At 39.5% G+C, this 15,800-nt stretch carries 16 protein-coding genes; 14 read left to right on the top strand and 2 right to left on the bottom strand.

The features are described 5' to 3' along the window. Positions 1-74: 74 nt before the first annotated feature. Entirely contained in the window at positions 75-824 is a 750-nt protein-coding gene (locus P2W71_RS12535) for a hypothetical protein (protein ID WP_276371478.1), read from the bottom strand. Further along, a complete protein-coding gene (locus tag P2W71_RS12540; RefSeq protein ID WP_276371480.1) occupies positions 821-1,909 on the bottom strand; it encodes a serine hydrolase in 1,089 nt (362 codons plus the stop codon). The genes P2W71_RS12535 and P2W71_RS12540 overlap by 4 nt, the downstream gene beginning before the upstream one ends. A gap of 1,105 nt (positions 1,910-3,014) precedes the next feature. On the opposite strand from P2W71_RS12540, the gene P2W71_RS12545 reads away from it, so the two are divergent. The 14 genes from P2W71_RS12545 to P2W71_RS12610 all read left to right on the top strand — a co-directional run bounded on the left by P2W71_RS12545 (position 3,015) and on the right by P2W71_RS12610 (position 15,756). Continuing rightward, positions 3,015-3,368 (top strand): hypothetical protein, encoded by a 354-nt coding sequence (locus P2W71_RS12545; protein ID WP_276371483.1) that lies wholly within the window; start codon positions 3,015-3,017, stop codon positions 3,366-3,368. A 340-nt stretch (positions 3,369-3,708) separates the two neighbouring features. After that, a complete protein-coding gene (locus P2W71_RS12550) occupies positions 3,709-4,119 on the top strand; it encodes a VOC family protein (RefSeq protein WP_276371485.1) in 411 nt (136 codons plus the stop codon). A 499-nt stretch (positions 4,120-4,618) separates the two neighbouring features. Next, on the top strand, positions 4,619-5,248 hold the full coding sequence (locus P2W71_RS12555; protein ID WP_276371487.1) for a hypothetical protein: 630 nt from the start codon (positions 4,619-4,621) through the stop codon (positions 5,246-5,248). A 362-nt stretch (positions 5,249-5,610) separates the two neighbouring features. Next, a complete protein-coding gene (locus tag P2W71_RS12560; RefSeq protein WP_276371489.1) occupies positions 5,611-6,258 on the top strand; it encodes a hypothetical protein in 648 nt (215 codons plus the stop codon). A 227-nt stretch (positions 6,259-6,485) separates the two neighbouring features. Then, on the top strand, positions 6,486-6,818 hold the full coding sequence (locus P2W71_RS12565; RefSeq protein WP_276371491.1) for a PadR family transcriptional regulator: 333 nt from the start codon (positions 6,486-6,488) through the stop codon (positions 6,816-6,818). Position 6,819: 1 nt separating this feature from the next. Beyond that, the gene (locus P2W71_RS12570; RefSeq protein ID WP_276371493.1) at positions 6,820-9,522 is read left to right on the top strand and encodes an ABC transporter permease; all 2,703 of its coding nucleotides are present in this window, start codon (positions 6,820-6,822) and stop codon (positions 9,520-9,522) included. 35 nt (positions 9,523-9,557) lie between these two features. Further along, on the top strand, positions 9,558-9,749 hold the full coding sequence (locus P2W71_RS12575; RefSeq protein WP_276371495.1) for a hypothetical protein: 192 nt from the start codon (positions 9,558-9,560) through the stop codon (positions 9,747-9,749). A 147-nt stretch (positions 9,750-9,896) separates the two neighbouring features. Continuing rightward, on the top strand, positions 9,897-10,286 hold the full coding sequence (locus P2W71_RS12580; protein WP_276371497.1) for a VOC family protein: 390 nt from the start codon (positions 9,897-9,899) through the stop codon (positions 10,284-10,286). Between the two features lie 272 nt (positions 10,287-10,558). Further along, entirely contained in the window at positions 10,559-10,741 is a 183-nt protein-coding gene (locus tag P2W71_RS12585) for a hypothetical protein (protein ID WP_276371499.1), read from the top strand. Positions 10,742-10,796: 55 nt separating this feature from the next. Next, on the top strand, positions 10,797-11,495 hold the full coding sequence (locus P2W71_RS12590) for a hypothetical protein (RefSeq protein ID WP_276371501.1): 699 nt from the start codon (positions 10,797-10,799) through the stop codon (positions 11,493-11,495). 110 nt (positions 11,496-11,605) lie between these two features. Next, complete coding sequence (locus P2W71_RS12595) at positions 11,606-13,264, top strand: alpha/beta hydrolase-fold protein (RefSeq protein WP_276371503.1); 1,659 nt, start codon at positions 11,606-11,608, stop codon at positions 13,262-13,264. Positions 13,265-13,590: 326 nt separating this feature from the next. After that, entirely contained in the window at positions 13,591-14,112 is a 522-nt protein-coding gene (locus tag P2W71_RS12600; protein WP_276371505.1) for a hypothetical protein, read from the top strand. Positions 14,113-14,344: 232 nt separating this feature from the next. After that, the gene (locus P2W71_RS12605) at positions 14,345-14,713 is read left to right on the top strand and encodes a VOC family protein (RefSeq protein WP_276371508.1); all 369 of its coding nucleotides are present in this window, start codon (positions 14,345-14,347) and stop codon (positions 14,711-14,713) included. Positions 14,714-15,213: 500 nt separating this feature from the next. Further along, positions 15,214-15,756 (top strand): Crp/Fnr family transcriptional regulator, encoded by a 543-nt coding sequence (locus P2W71_RS12610; RefSeq protein WP_276371510.1) that lies wholly within the window; start codon positions 15,214-15,216, stop codon positions 15,754-15,756. The last annotated feature ends 44 nt before the right edge of the window (positions 15,757-15,800 follow it).

Consider the following 15,800-nt stretch of genomic DNA (forward strand, 5'->3'; position numbering starts at 1 on the left):
GCCATCCAAATAGACATTTGAATGATGGAACGATATTTTTGACATTTAATGGATAGTTGACCTCATTACAGTCCTTAAAATGTTTTCCGTAGTCCGATTGACAAACCATTTTGCAAAATGATAATCGGTCGCGGCTCGTCAAAGGTAAAATAGTCATAATTGTAGGTCGCTGTGAAGTTAAGCTTGGGAGTTAACTTATAATTATACTCCAACGTAATGGAAAGTAAATTACCTTTCCCTATTAGCGTTGTCTTAGTCAACATCTTTCCGTTGACTTCAAAATCTGGTCGATAGACAAGTCCAACGAGGGGGAGTCCTACATGCATTCGTACACCACTCTTTCTGTTAAGATGATATAGAATGTATCCGCTCCATGTAAAAAATGCTCCTCCTGATAAATAACTTTTAGGCGATTCTACGTCTGTAAGATAATTAGTGTTGCTCAGTAATGTATGTAAACCAAAGCCCAATGAAGGCATGAATTTCGCATTTGTACTTTTCGTTTTGAGATTAAATAAATAGTCGTAGTTAAAAAGGAGCAATTTGTTACCCGCTTTTGGCGAAACATTAGATTTTATTTGCCCTCCTGAATAGGTCAAATTAATAGTGTGCTGCCCCTTCGTTCTAAATCTTGTAAAGGTAGAATTGAAAAGTAAATTATTCCCTCTATAAGTATAAGGGGATTGAAATGCATCTTTATTAGATACAGTATTGACGCCAATACCCAATGATAATGTCGAATATTTTAAACTGTCCTGAGCATGAATAGCATTTGACAACGCTAAGGCAATCACAAAGCTTATGCAACATTTTCTGATGCTCATTTAATAGCTTTTAGAATGTAATTATTTACTATCTGAAAATTTTGAAGTCCTACTCCCGTATTTTGATTGCCCCCTGTAAATATGATAACCAATTCTTTCGATGGTACAATGAAGATATGCTGACCTCCATTGCCATCAGCAAAAAATGTTTCTATGTTGTTTACGAAAGCTTGTTTCCACCAGAGATAACCATAGCCATCAAAAGGACCTAATAGTTTTATTTTATTTTGACTGGATTGTTTTATCCATTCCTCTGATACTAATTGCTCACCATTATGAATGCCATCATTGAGCATTAGTAATCCTATCTTTGCCATGTCTCTTGGCTTGAGAAAAAACAATCCTCCGCCCGAAGCTTTTCCGTCCGGCATAATGTGCCACTTGTATGATGTTATATTCATGGGCTTAAAAAGATATTTGTTTGCAAATTCTACCAGAGATAATCCACTCCCGTTTTCAATAATACGACCTAACGTAACGGGACATCCTGTGCAATAACTGCCATGAGTTCCTGGGTCGTTAATCATTGGTAAGTCAAACGTAAATTTTACCCAATCATTACTTTGTTGCATTTGCTCTTCCGTATGTTGATACCAATCTTCACAGTCCAGACCAGCACTCATGTTCAACAGGTGTTCTATTGTAATTTCATCCTTTCGGGAATCTGGATTTTTAAAGCTATCGTATTCGGGAAGCAATTGTGTCACTGGAGTGTTCACGCTGTTAATGAATCCCTTTTCAATTGCAATCCCAATCAAAATTGAAGTAATACTTTTACTTGCTGAATATATATTATGTCGGATATCCTTGGAGTATCCATGAAAGTAATTTTCATAAATCAGTCTATTATTTCTGAGAATCAAAAGGCCGTCAATCCTTTTATATTCTTCTCTTATTATCAAATTAGTCATTTGAATAATTAATGCTTCATCCATTCCTTCTGCCTCCAAGGATGAGACTACAAATTCACTCTGTTCTGACTCTGGAATGCTGTATGTGTAATTTGGATTTGGGTCACTAAGCTTTTCACAGCTCACCATAAAGCAAACGGCAAATAAAAAAATATAAAGAGGTTTTCTGTTCATTAGAACTGTGGGTTAATTTTAGGTAAACGTCAATCGGATAAAGGATGAAATGAATTGCCAAAAAGTTTTTAACTCTTAGTCAACATCACGGATCTTTGGTAGCGGGAATATGCTTTTGATTATGGGGATTGATGTGCAGTTGGAAAGTGATTTTGCTAACGGTAGGCATATCTGAACCCTAGAACGTTTTCTAATTTAAAGCAGTCCACGGATTTTTTGTTTGACCATTTCGTGTGATTTTAAATCGTTAATCCATATTTCTATAGTCCGACCAAAGCAGCAGCCAAAGTGTCGTCTTTAAGAAGCCTGCTTGCTCTGATATTTTGGATGAGATCTTTCATCATTTCCGGCGCCGGCGGTCCCGACTGCATCATCGAACATTGGAAACGAATCTGAGCGAATTGGATATTTGAAAGACCTCCCTCCCCAGTTTACCGATGTCCTGAGCAAGGGTTTGCGCCATGGCCTGTGCGGCGCGAAGGATCTGCCCCTTCGAAAGAGCGCCCCCGGAAACAGCACACTGACTAACCTGCGACAGATCCTTCGTTCACGCTTGCCAGCACTCATCCACCACTCAGGAAATCGGATGCAAGGTCGGGCTGTTCCATATAATTGCCTACTAAAAACCATTGCAATTCGATGGCCAGCGGATGCGGACAAACCGACTTTATCTCGTCTTGAAGCGAGATTACAGCCAATTATCAAAATTCGAATTTTTTTTCCGCACATTAGAAATTGGTATATTTATAAAGTAAAAATATCTTTTCGATTAAGCAGGAAAAGTCCGCAACGGTTGATAGTAATTGTTCGAAACCGTGATACACTTTATATTCTGACCGTGGGGCGCAATCCTTTAATAAATGAGTGATTCTTACATAACAATTGTGCCGGCAAATGTGACACATGAACAAGTCACAAAACTTTCTCGAATCAAAGTAATTTATGGTAGAGTGTAAATGGACAGACGCACAAGATAATATTATGCATCATTGCAGTGATGTGCTGTTTGTTAGATTGTATTTCAAACGACCGATTGTACGTGGGGCAGTGATCCGCCAGATCACGGAAACGCTGCATATACAAACGTTAAACCCAATTTAGGATAATGATTCCGAAACACGAAATGTCCGCCGACTTCGAAAAATTAATTTACGATGCTCCTATGCTACGGGACGTCTGGCAAAAAACTCAGAGCGCCGCCAAAGAGTTAGTTGATGCGGGATGGACGTCTCATCATATTTTTAATTTTGTAGCTTGGATTAATAGGAATGCATATTCGAGCGTGTTGTTTCCAGGTTTTTCGCTTGGAAAATTACTGATAAGCAAACCAACTAACGGAAAGTTAAACTATCAACAAACATTGGCTGTATGGTACGATAAGCGGACTGACTTATTTACTTTGCAATATTCAGCTTGGGATCAGATTGACTCACAGGAGGAATCCGAAAGGGCTATTTAATGGACGGCTAATTGTCCGGGTGCGGATCTTTTTAAACATTTCCTCGAGTTTTTAAAATGGAAGGGTAACTGGGGCTAATAAATAAGCCTTCGCGTTGGCCGGCACGGCCCAGCGTGAAGCCGAGTTGCACCGGAGCTTCGGTATCAGTGAGTATATTTTTACTTATGGGGATTGATGTTCAACAGGAGAGAGGTTTTGCTAACGGTAGGCATATCAGACATTTTATAGTTGTCTCAATATGCCTTCAATTTGTCGCAACTTCACCCTTTGAATTGGTAAAGATAAAATCATCTTTACGAGAATTTAACCCATAGTTACAAGCTAAATAAGATCATAAGTCATGAATACAGATCTTTCAATAAAACTTGACATCTATATAAACTATCCAGGACATTGTGAAAAAGCATTCCGGTTTTACGAGCAGCATCTTGGCGGAAAAATAAATATGATAACGCCCCACGACCAACCGCCACCCAATTTTCCAAAAGAATGGAAGAAACCAGTTCTTCATGCCGTAATGGAGATAGGCGGTACTACCGTCAGGGGTGCTGACATTCCTGGTGCCGAACCTATGCGTAGCGTCTATCTTACGCTTAGACTTGATACGGCTGAAAAAGCAGAAAACATCTATAAGCTGCTTTCCAATGAGGGTGAAATCTTTATGAAGATGGAAAAGACATTCTTTGCGAATCGCTTTGCTATGCTTCGTGATAAATTTGGAACGTTATGGATGCTTCTTAATGAAATTTAAACGCTTCTTTCATTTTGGGCTTAAAAAATTGGTGCATTAAATAACAAAAGCCTGCTGTCGCCGTCAGGGCAAAGCGTGAAGCCGTGTTGCAGCGGAACTTGCGCCACCGCTAAAGCTAAGGCGACACGCGGTCGGTAGCCGTGAGTTCATTTTACTAATGGGCATTGATGTGTAGCCGGAAAGAGATTTTGTTAACGGTACGTATATGTGACACTAGGAGAGTTTTCTAATAAGGCGTTATTCTTTTTAATTCCGGGCCGCCTTGCCCAAAGCAGTAGTTAAGCATAGTCTTTAGCTTGCTCTGATGCTTTTGAATGAGATCTTTTATCATTTCCGGACCAACTACCAGAACCCGAATGTATTCGCACAATGGAATTGGTATATTTATAATGTAGAAATACATTGTGATTAACAGGAAGAGTCCGCCAGTTAGCGAAGGAAGTTTCACGAACTTCCTTGAGTGACTCGACTAAGCCAATTACTTAATTACAACTTAACCATGAATCGCTTATTCGCAACAGTTTTGCTTGGACTAGCAATTTTTACAAGTGACGGGCTTTGCCAAAAGGGACCAGCAAAATACTTTGGAGAACCAATCCTCACGGACTCGGCTTCTACACTATTTATTCCGACAAGGTACAACGAAGAATTTTTGTCTTCCAATAAAATAGCTTTTTGGGGTGGCTATTATGCAAACATTGTGGCATACAACTTCCAGACAGATACCTATAGAAAAATATTCGACAAGGACACCTTCATAGAGGCTGTAAGAAATAGCAATAGTTATTCCTATGGCACCAGAACGGCTGACGTATTAAAAAATCTGACGAAGAGATGGATTTTTCTTCTCGTTAAGTTGAAGGACACAAATAATAGTGGCCGTATTGACGAAAAGGATCCCTCTATTTTATTTGCCGTTTCAACCGATGGACAGACATTAAAACAACTGACTGACCAGACTGAAAATGTTATTTCATTTGAAAACTTTGAAAAGCAAGGATTTCTATTAATTAAAATTCAACGGGACACGAACAACGACAAATCATTTAAAACTGAGGATAAAGAATTGTATTTTAAGAAAATTAATTTGATAGACTTAGCCTTTGGAAAAGCGATTGAGATAGAATAAACTGGGATAATAAATAAGGCTTCGCGTGACCCACATTGCCCAGTTTGAAGTCCGTGTGTACCGGAACTCCGGTAGCGTTGGGTATATTTTTATGGAGATTGAATGCTGGAAAGTGATTCTGCTAACGGAAGGTATATCCGAACACCCGGTCCTTTTCCAGTTTAAAGCAGCGTAGTGATTTTTCGGTCCTCTTCTGCGTGGTTTTATTTCATGTTTATTTGTAAATTAGTTCTAATTACGATTGGTCACGGTTGATTGATACCTATGGTCGCGAAAGTCGTTTCGCGTCTGTTCATTTAACTTTGGCTCTTGTATCATACTGTACAAACACCAACGTTGGTGCTATATTATCAGACATGAATATGAAAAGGAAAATTTTGATATTAATAAGTTTGAGCCTGCTGACGGTAATTGCGTTTGGACAGGATGCGCGTAAACTAGTTAGGGGTAGTTTTAACAATTACAAAAAATCCATTCTTGAAGGACAAGGAAAAGAAGCGGTGAAATATGTTAATAGCAAAACAATAGAATACTACGACAAAGAATTAGACTTGGTAATCAATGGTGATAGCAGCGCAATAAATTCGTTAGGCGTAATAGATAAATTGACTGTCTTTGTAGCGAGGCATAGGGTTCCTAAGAAAGACCTCTTAAAAATGACTGGTAGAGATTTCTTTATTTATGCCGTAGACCATGGAATGATAGGAAAGAATACTGTTGTCACCGTTCAAATTGGTGACGTTACCGTAGAAGGTAGTTTCGCCAACGGGCAAATGATTTCGAATGGACAAAAAACTCCTCTATACTTTCAGTTCAGCCAAGAAGAAAATGAATGGAAGGTTGACTTAACATCGATATTTCCCCAGACCAATATGGCGTTGACAAAAATGATTTCTGAACAAGGACTTTCTGACAATGACTTCATATTTCAAACGTTAGAAAGTTTGACTGGAAGAAAAATCGCAAATGACATTTGGATGCCACTAAATAAAACAACCTCCGATAAATAACGCTTGGCGTGGTGAGCCCAGCGTGAGATCCGTGTTGCACGGAGCTTGCGCTACCGCTAAGCTAAGACGGCATGCGGAGGGTAGGGGTGAGTACATTTTTTTTATCGGGATTTAGGTGAAGCTGGAAAATAATTTTCTCACAGTAGACACATCCACTAACATAATTTATAACAGCTTATTGTACCGCCGAAATTAATTTACTTATTTGCTTCTGAAAAAAGAATGAAATGAGGAGAGAATTCCTGAATGATTTCGAAGAATTGATTTTGACGCTGGTTGCTGCCCTCCGGGAAAACGCCTATGGAGCTGCTATTACCATCGAAATTGAACAATGGCTTGGTCGGAAAGTAACGCTGAGTGCCGTACACGTAATACTTTACCGGTTGGAAGACAAAGGCTACATAAAATCAACAGTTGGAGGCGCAACTAAGGAACGTGGCGGAAGGCGAAAAAGAATCTATTCCATTACGAATGCAGGCCTTGCTGTACTTCGCTCCATGAAAGAAACAAGAACGGAAATCTGGAAACTAGTTCCACTGTTGAAAATAGTTAATAGCTGAAATGAAATCACTTCCGGCATGGTCAGAGCGATTACTTCGGGCAATTTGTCCTGATGAGCTGTATGAACAGATTGAGGGAGACCTGATAGAGATATACAATTACGAAGTAAAGACAATAGGGAAACGAAAAGCGAAGCTGCGTTTTATCCTGGCATGTTTTCGATTCGTAAGGCCAGGGATTTTTTTAAGAAATAAATTTTCATGGAACATCAATTCAATAGATATCATTTTTAACTACTTTAAAATTGCTTGCCGCCATCTGATGAATAGCAAAACGTTTTTGTTGATTAACGTAACCGGTCTGGCTGTTGGCATAACGGCATCCTTTCTCATTATCCAGTACGTAAGTTTCGAGATGAGTTACGACCGCTTCTACACGAACAGCGAGAACATTTACCGCGTAGGTCTCGAACGGTATAAGAATAACGAACTCCAAACATCGTCAGCTACAAATTTTGCAGGATTGAAGGAATTGATTCATGAAAACTTTCCGGAAGTTGATGCTGTCACTGGTTTTTACAAAACACCCGCAAATACCGGCGTATTCTTTCGCTATAACGGAAAAATCTTTAATGAATTGGGCGGTGAACTCAAGACCGACTCCACGTTCTTTAAAGTCTTCGTGGGTATGTTGCTGAAAGGTCATGCCGCGGCGGCTCTTCGCGAACGTCATTGCATGGTAGTGTCTGAGTCGATGGCCAAGAAGATTTTCGGTGATGAAGAGCCCATGGGCCAGCACATTCAAATGCCCAATGATGATGGTGGCGAAAGTGAACGGGTAATCACCGGTATCTTCAAAGATTTTCCACCCAACTCACACATGCACGCCAATTTTGTGATGCCGTTGGAACCTTTCATAAAAGATGGAGACGAATGGAGTCAGGCCTTTTTGCATACCTATGTTTCTCTTAAAGAAGATGACCACCCCGCAATGGTGACCAATCGCCTCAACCAATTCTATCAAGAAATGGCGGTGAAGTACCCGGAAATGAAAGAAACAAAATCATTTCTTCAACCACTCACTTCTATTCATCTCTCTTCTCACATGGGGGATGAGTTGGAAGTCAACGGCAGCAAAGATTTGGTTTACATTGCCGCAGCCATTGCGTTTATTATCCTCATCATTGCATGGATAAACTATATTAATCTCGAAACGGCCCGATTTGCAATACGTGCCCGCGAAGTGAGTGTGAGACGCATCATAGGTTCTGCCAAGTCCGACCTTGCACTTCAATTCCTCATTGAATATTTCTGTGTTCTTGCCCTGGCCATTGCTCTAGCAACCTCGTTGATAACGTTCATTGTTCCCCGCTTTAGTTACCTCACAGGAATTCCCATTGATTCAATCCAGTGGTCTCAGCCATCGATATGGCTCATTGCGTTTGCAGTGGTAGTTGTTGGTTCGATTTTGGTCGGCATTTATCCGGCGATATTCCTGCTTCGGTTGAACCCTGTGGCAACCCTGAAGGGAAAATTTGGTAATACGAGCAATGGACGTACCATTCGAAAGACGCTTATCATAACTCAATTCAGCGCATCACTCATCTTGATTGCTTGTGTGTTAGTAATGCGCAGCCAGTTAGACTTTATGCAGACAATCGATAAAAAGTTTAATGTTGACCATGTTGTCACTTTGCGAAATCCGACTGCTTATTCCAGCGAAGCGGTAGTTGAAAAACATGCTGCCTATCGAACACTGGAAAATAAATTAATGGAAAATGCTTCCGTACAAATGGTCACCAGTTCATCGGCTATACCAGGCACAGAAATTGGCTTCACCTATGTCAATCTTTTAAAACGAAATGTCCATGATCCATATAATCCCACACGATTTAAAACGCTTTTTGTAGACGATAACTACATTCCGTTTTATGGTTTCAAACTTTTAGCAGGACGAAATTTTGATCCACCCCGGCCAGTTCAGAAATGGATCAATCCATGGGACGATGAAAACTGGTTAACATTGATTCTCAATGAAAGTGCTATTCACGCATTGGGTTTCAACTCGCCCGAAGAAGCAGTCGATAAAATAGTGGAGTTCAAAAATTTTGAAGATCATTTCCAAAAGCATAGAATAATTGGTGTGGTTGAAGACTATCATCACGAAGCGGTGAAGAAAGAAATCTTCCCAATGATCTTTTCACCCAACTACGGAAGTTTTCAGCAGGTGTATTATTCCATCCGCTTAAATTCAGCCAGCAGTCGTGGACAAGCTGTTGACGACATTCGGAAAAGCTGGACAGCAGTTTTCCCCAATAAACCATTTGAGTATTCGTTTCTCGATGAATATTATGACCAGCAATTCAAATCAGAACGGTATACAAAGCGGATCTTTTTTGTATTTGCCGGAATAGCCGTTTTTATAGGATGCCTTGGCATTTTGGGGATGACGTTGTTTGAAGCAAGTGCTCGGCAAAAAGAAATTAGCATCCGCAAAGTATTGGGCGCGTCGGTAGCCAGTTTGATCGGTCTGCTGTCGGTAGACAACGTGCGGTTGATTTTGCTCTCTGCTATTATCGCAGCACCATTGATTTATTGTATTGCACAGAAGTGGCTGTCGAACTATCCGATGAGGATTGATGTCTCCCCGATGTTTTTTGTAATTCCAGTGGGGATTCTTCTTTTGTTGGTAGCATTCGCAAGCTCATTTCAAACAATCAATGCGGCTAGTACCAATCCTATCGATCACTTAAAGAATGAATGAGGGGTTGAAGGCCATCATCTTTTCACAAAGCTGAAATGAAATCACTTCCCGCATGGTCAGAGAGATTACTTCGGGCACTTTGTCCTGATGAGCTGTATGAACAGATTGAGGGAGACCTGATAGATATACAACTACGAGGTAAAGACAATAGGGAAGCGAAAAGCGAAGCTGCGTTTTATCCTGCGATGTTTTGGTTTTTTCAGGCCAGGGATTGTGTTGAGAAATAAATTTTCAGTTAGACGAAATCAGTTTGCTATGATCAAAATGTTTTTGAGGGCTTCATTAAAAAAAGTTAGCTATTCTTTAATCAATATATTGGGTTTGGTCATCGGCTTCACGGCCCAGGCTGCTTAGCTTGCGATAAACGCTTACTTATGAATCAGAAATTGGTACATATTTCGATATTAGTTGACGACTACGATGAAGCAATTGAGTTTTATACTCAAAAGTTGGACTTTGACTTAATAAGTGATGAGAAGTTAAGCGAAACAAAGAGATGGGTATTAGTTAAACCTAAAGGACAAGGCGACTGTTCAATACTGTTGGCCAAGGCGGAAGGAGATACCCAGAAGAAGTATGTAGGCAATCAAACCGGTGGGCGAGTATTTCTTTTTTTAAGAACGGACAACTTTGACCGCGATTTTGCAAACCTAAAAAAACAAAATGTAAATATTATTCGACAACCGTCAGACGAATCTTATGGGCGTGTGACTGTTTTCGAGGATCTTTACGGGAATAAGTGGGACTTAATTGAATATAAATGATCACCACCAGTTGTCAATAAAATGTTCTGCAATTGGGGTGACGAGTAGGGTTTAAGTTTTATCTTCGTTCAACGTTTGGTTACGTGGAAAAGAAGCGGCTCCGAAAGCCCATCACTGCTGGTACACAAACGTTGGGCCGGAATTGTAGAACGACACCGAACGACAGCAAAATGAGATAAAACATGAAACACAAGCAACAAGAAACAGACAAATTATTTCTTAAAGCGGGAGATGGTAGAGTTATAAGTGCGGGACAATGACGGCAGGTTTTCATGGCAGACGAAAATGAAACAGCGGACAAATACAGCATTTCGGAATGGTGGATTGAACCAAACGTAGCAGACCAGGTGCACACCATCACGAAGACAATGACAGAGTATTCTACAGCATGGAAGGCACCACATCAATACTTGTCGGCGACAAATGGATCGATGTGGAAAAAGGAGCATTTTTAAGGATACCTGCAAAGACTATTCACGACTTTTCAAACAGACAAATGAAAAATCCGTAATGACAAGAATATTAATTACAGCACTCTTCATTTTGAACACCATTTGTTCCTTCGGGCAAAAGAACTTAGGAATTAAGATTTATCAGAACACCGATATATTTGAAATTCGGTACTTTGAAAGCAGACCCAATAGGGTGGAGGAGTCTGATAAAGTTAATTTCGCCAGGATAAGTCTTGCTGTAGATATCGATACAAAGAAGGGCTACACGCATGAGATCGAATTTCTGATTCCTGAAGTATCGAAATCCTATGACAATATTCAGTATCCGATGAATTACGAATTAAAAAAAGAGATGCCAGATTTTGAGGGTCAGGCTAGTTCATATTCACTACGATATGAGTTGAGCAAAACACTCACAAACAAAGCTAACCGACTTGGTTTTAATCTCGGTATAGGGATAAATCCATATTACGTGCTTGTGGAATATATTCCAAATGTTGAAACCCGTTACTATTCGTCAACTAAGTTGTACGGTTTTGTATTGAATATGGTACCGCGAATAAAATACAATCTCAGCCAAAGATTTATTATTGACTTGAATGTCCCTTTGAAAATTTATGATCTCCAGGCCGTAAAAAGCAGGATAAAAAATCCTCTTATTCCTATCCATCAACAAACGACCATTAACTATAGCAATAGTTTTTTTGAAAGCGCCTATACCTTCAGAATTGGATTGATGTACAAGTTGAACAAGTAACCGGCGCACAAAACGATAGTAGCAACTGCAAGGCTCCGTGCTGGTGTGAGGAAAAATTCAACATGCACAACTATTGAGGCAATCAATTCATCCCAATAGAAACCAAACGCATGACTGTATCCAATCTTGTCCCTGTTTGTATAATTCTTCTATTGACCTCGAGTACCCATTATACCTTTTCACAAATTCAAATTACGGGTAATGTAGTTGATGCAAGGAGCGGCCAGCATTTGAGTTATGTTAATATTGGTATAAAAAATAAAGATATCGGAACTGTATCGAGGGAAGATGGCTCCTTTAGGATTGAAATTCCATCAAAATTTCAATTCGACAGTATAACATTTTCAATGGTGGGATATTATGAATCCACCCTGCCAATTCAAAACTTTGTTACAGATAAAGTACTTACCATCAGATTAAGTGAAAAAATTACGCAACTGAAGGAAATTGTAATTGCAGCAGAAAAACTTGTGGAGAAAAAATACGGTATTAGAAAGAGGGGTTTAATCCATTTTACTGACGGAATATTTAAAGAGGATGACAGTTTTGAAATAGGACAAGTCATTAACCTGGGTAATTCACATGCACATATAACATCTATCAATCTTCATATCAATTCACCGCGAAGTGACAGTGCAAATTTTAGAATTAATTTTTACAAATATGACGTAGATGAAAACATCCCTCGTGAAAGAATTATTGATAAAAGTATTCTGCAAAGACATCCCATTAAGGAGGGCTGGTTGAAGTTTGATTTATCCCAAGATAACATACTGTTAAAGGGAAGTGTGTTGGCAGCAATCGAGTTTATTCCTGATAATACAAAAGACGTATCGAAAATATTCTATGAAGTCAAGATTGGGGGTGCTTCAAAAAGTTTTTTTCGTAGAACCAGCTTAGGTCAATGGACAAGACCTCCCCATCACTATTGTCTCTTTGTAACAGCATTAACAAATAAGAATGCGCCAAACGAACCTGACGATGTAGAAACAACTCCTACCTTTACATTAAAATCAGATTTTTCAAATGAACCGTTTTCTTTTTTTGTGAGGGTTCCAAAGAATTACGCAAAGAACAGTAAAAAACTGTATCCGGTAATTTACCTTCTGGACGGCAACGCATTTTTTGACCCAACTGTCGATGCGGTGGCCAGATATCGTAAAAAGAAAAAGTCATTTAATGAACCGATAATTGTCGGAATTGGCTATGAAAATGCTTACGTCATGGACTCATTACGCCACCGTGACTACACATTCCCGGCGGCTCTTGGAACAGACAGTTTAAAAATAAGTGGACAGGGGTACAATTTCCACCAATTCATTAAAACACGGGTCATATCACACATTGATTCATCCTATAGAACTGATAAAACTAATCGAACTATCATGGGGCACTCTTTAGGTGGATACTTTGTACTCTTTGCTTTAACCCAGGAACTGACAGATACTTTAGTCTTTAATAATTTCGTAGCTGCAAGTCCTTCAATTTATTATCATGACGGATATTTAATTGAACAAATTAAAAGCTCTTTGAATTACAAAAAGCGTCAGCCCGTCGTTGAACTTTTCTTGACAATTGGAGAATTAGAAATCATAGAAAATGAATCAAATGGTTTAAGAGATTTGTTGAAAACATTAGCTGAAAAGGAACAAATTAGAGTGCGATCAAAAGTGTATAAGAACATGGAACATATGGGGACGGCTATCCCAACATTCGAGAATGGCATTCAATCACTATTGAATAAACAGAATTTGAGTGGACTGGATTAATGAACTAGGGCTTTACCGCATCCCATGATTAATCCGGCTTCCCGCGCCGGCATTGCCCGGCATGACCGTTGCATGGGAGCTTGCGCCGGGCGCTAAAGCTGAGACGACACGCGGTAGCTAGTGAAGTATGCATTTTATTGATGGGAATTGATGCCCAGGTTGAAGGTGTGTTATAACCGTAGGAGAAAAGACAATCGTACAAACTGTGTTCAAAGCTCAGTTAATCGAATTGGTGTACTGTAATATGACTAAGGAAGATTTAAAAGGTGATGCTTGTTGGTGGCATGGTGTATAGCCAACCATTAGCCCCCATTGTTAAAACAAGTATGAAAAACATCTTTATTTTACTTTTTTGTTTAATAGTATGCTTGTCCACTATTGCACAAGATATTTCTGACAAATATCCCAGCCTTATAAAAAGAGTTAAACAAATTAACCAGGATAAATCATTAACGATAACTACGTTGGAAAACGAAGCATTCTTATCGCAAATGACAGAGGGAGGTGGAGAACTAACAGGCTTCTTTAAGAGCGGCCAAATTCAAAAGATAACGAGAAGAATAGGACTTTCTTATGGTGTGGAGATTTATGAATACTATTTCACAGACGGGGAATTAATTTTTGTGTATGAGACATTCGACGGATTCCGTCACATTGAGCGTTCAAGAGAATTCGACTACACAAAGACTGAAAGAAATTTTGTCGGGCGCTACTATTTTAAGAATGGCAAGCTTATAGATTCTGAGACTACCGGACATAATCGTTTCGAGGACGACACCATCGATATTGAGAGTACTTTGATAAAGGAAGTGAATTATTGCGTAGATATATTAAGAAAAGCAAGGTGAATAATTCATGCCAATAGATAATAGGGTTTGTTTGATTACTAATTCCTACAAGAAAATTTATCCGCACCGGTTAAATCGCATGCAGGCCACTTTGCTATTCCCCTTTTCTGTAAGTAAATTTATTCGCCTGGGGTTGATGGCAAGTTTTTTTAAAACGCTTGCGTTTAAATGCGGTCATAGTTCCAAGGCAGTTTGAATAATGGATGTAAACAATATCACAAAGAACGTTCTTATGACTTCTTGCATACCTGTGATCCCCAGCGCTGATCTTGAGAAAAGTTTACGCTTTTGGGTAGACGGACTCGGCCTTTCGGTAGACCGGGAAATGAGATATGAAGGCAAGTTGGTCGGCTGCATGGTTCACAATGAACATATTTACTGCTGGCTCAACAAGAGGGAAGGAACACCGATCAAACAAGAAGATTATGAAGGCATCAGGCTTTACTGGGCGCCGGTTAATATTCATCAGACACGCGAGCGTTTGAAGAGGCTTGGATATGACGTGTCTGAAATTGCCGAGAGAGACTATGGACAAACTGAGTTCTTCGTTACAGACGATGATGGTCACTCCCATTGTTTCGGGGTTGCTACAGAGGCATAGCAAATTTCCCAATTGTAAACTTCTCCTCAGGTCGCGCTTGATAATTTATTGTGCTCACCTTTATCTCCTCCCATGCCCGTAACTGCCGATTGACAAATGTTAGCGATAAAGGGCTTATAAATTGATGAAGGGAGAATGTGAATATTTTGAAAAAATGGGTTGATCTACAGCAGTGGTGATAAAAGAATTTGTATCCATGACTGTTTGTAAGCAAATTCTCAAGAACTAAGCACAGCTCACCGGTAAAAGTTGCGTGACTATTAGTGATGGTGAACATTCCAGGTGGGAAAGTGCGGATTGGCTCTTCATCGATAAACAAGGAAGAAAGATAAAATAAAAAAGATTTCAAAGGTGATTTCGCTAACGGTAGGTGTATTCTAACACGGGCGGTTTTCTAATTTAACAGCGTTCAAATTTTTGGTGTTTCATTCTACAACATATGAGCATAAGTCATTAATACATAAATTACGAACAATAGATATTTGTTAAGTACTCAGCCCATGGTAAAAGAACGTGAGCAACTAAATGCCGAATGGGAAAAATTCCGGCATTTTTTTAAGCGCGAAGAGATTGCTGCCAGAACAATATTGTTAAAGGAAGGTAAGGTCTCTGAAAAAATGTTTTACATCGAGAAGGGATGTATCAGGTTATCTTTTAATAAGGATGGGAAGGACATTACATTTCAGTTTTTCTTTGAGGGTGAAGGGGTTTCATCGGCTGAGAGTTTTCGCAGCAACGAACCGAGCTTGTTCTCAATTGAAACGATTGAACCTTGCATCATTCATACACTGAACAAAAAAGATTATGCAATTATTATAGAGCGCTCCCCACTCATCAAACATGAACTGGAAGAACAGATCTTTCAGCGATTGATGTATTATCAAAAATTGTTTCTCTCAAGGATAAAAAACAGTCCGGAGGAAAGGTATAAAGAGTTGCTCAAACAAAGTCCCCACATCCTGCAACGGATACCCCAACATTATATAGCATCCTTTCTGGGAATTACGTCTGTGTCGCTAAGCCGAATCAGAAACAGGAAGTAGCATTTATTAACAATTGTTATCGTTTTAAGACACCATCACAAGCC

The sequence above is a fragment of the Chryseolinea sp. H1M3-3 genome (genome assembly GCF_029360725.1).
Lineage (GTDB): Bacteria > Bacteroidota > Bacteroidia > Cytophagales > Cyclobacteriaceae > Chryseolinea.

Coding starts and splice junctions, on each gene's coding strand:
- P2W71_RS12535 (WP_276371478.1), bottom strand. CDS start 824: ATGAGCATCAGAAAATGTTGCATAAGCTTTGTGATTGCCTTAGCGTTG.
- P2W71_RS12540 (WP_276371480.1), bottom strand. CDS start 1,909: ATGAACAGAAAACCTCTTTATATTTTTTTATTTGCCGTTTGCTTTATG.
- P2W71_RS12545 (WP_276371483.1), top strand. CDS start 3,015: ATGATTCCGAAACACGAAATGTCCGCCGACTTCGAAAAATTAATTTAC.
- P2W71_RS12550 (WP_276371485.1), top strand. CDS start 3,709: ATGAATACAGATCTTTCAATAAAACTTGACATCTATATAAACTATCCA.
- P2W71_RS12555 (WP_276371487.1), top strand. CDS start 4,619: ATGAATCGCTTATTCGCAACAGTTTTGCTTGGACTAGCAATTTTTACA.
- P2W71_RS12560 (WP_276371489.1), top strand. CDS start 5,611: ATGAAAAGGAAAATTTTGATATTAATAAGTTTGAGCCTGCTGACGGTA.
- P2W71_RS12565 (WP_276371491.1), top strand. CDS start 6,486: ATGAGGAGAGAATTCCTGAATGATTTCGAAGAATTGATTTTGACGCTG.
- P2W71_RS12570 (WP_276371493.1), top strand. CDS start 6,820: ATGAAATCACTTCCGGCATGGTCAGAGCGATTACTTCGGGCAATTTGT.
- P2W71_RS12575 (WP_276371495.1), top strand. CDS start 9,558: ATGAAATCACTTCCCGCATGGTCAGAGAGATTACTTCGGGCACTTTGT.
- P2W71_RS12580 (WP_276371497.1), top strand. CDS start 9,897: ATGAATCAGAAATTGGTACATATTTCGATATTAGTTGACGACTACGAT.
- P2W71_RS12585 (WP_276371499.1), top strand. CDS start 10,559: ATGGCAGACGAAAATGAAACAGCGGACAAATACAGCATTTCGGAATGG.
- P2W71_RS12590 (WP_276371501.1), top strand. CDS start 10,797: ATGACAAGAATATTAATTACAGCACTCTTCATTTTGAACACCATTTGT.
- P2W71_RS12595 (WP_276371503.1), top strand. CDS start 11,606: ATGACTGTATCCAATCTTGTCCCTGTTTGTATAATTCTTCTATTGACC.
- P2W71_RS12600 (WP_276371505.1), top strand. CDS start 13,591: ATGAAAAACATCTTTATTTTACTTTTTTGTTTAATAGTATGCTTGTCC.
- P2W71_RS12605 (WP_276371508.1), top strand. CDS start 14,345: ATGACTTCTTGCATACCTGTGATCCCCAGCGCTGATCTTGAGAAAAGT.
- P2W71_RS12610 (WP_276371510.1), top strand. CDS start 15,214: ATGGTAAAAGAACGTGAGCAACTAAATGCCGAATGGGAAAAATTCCGG.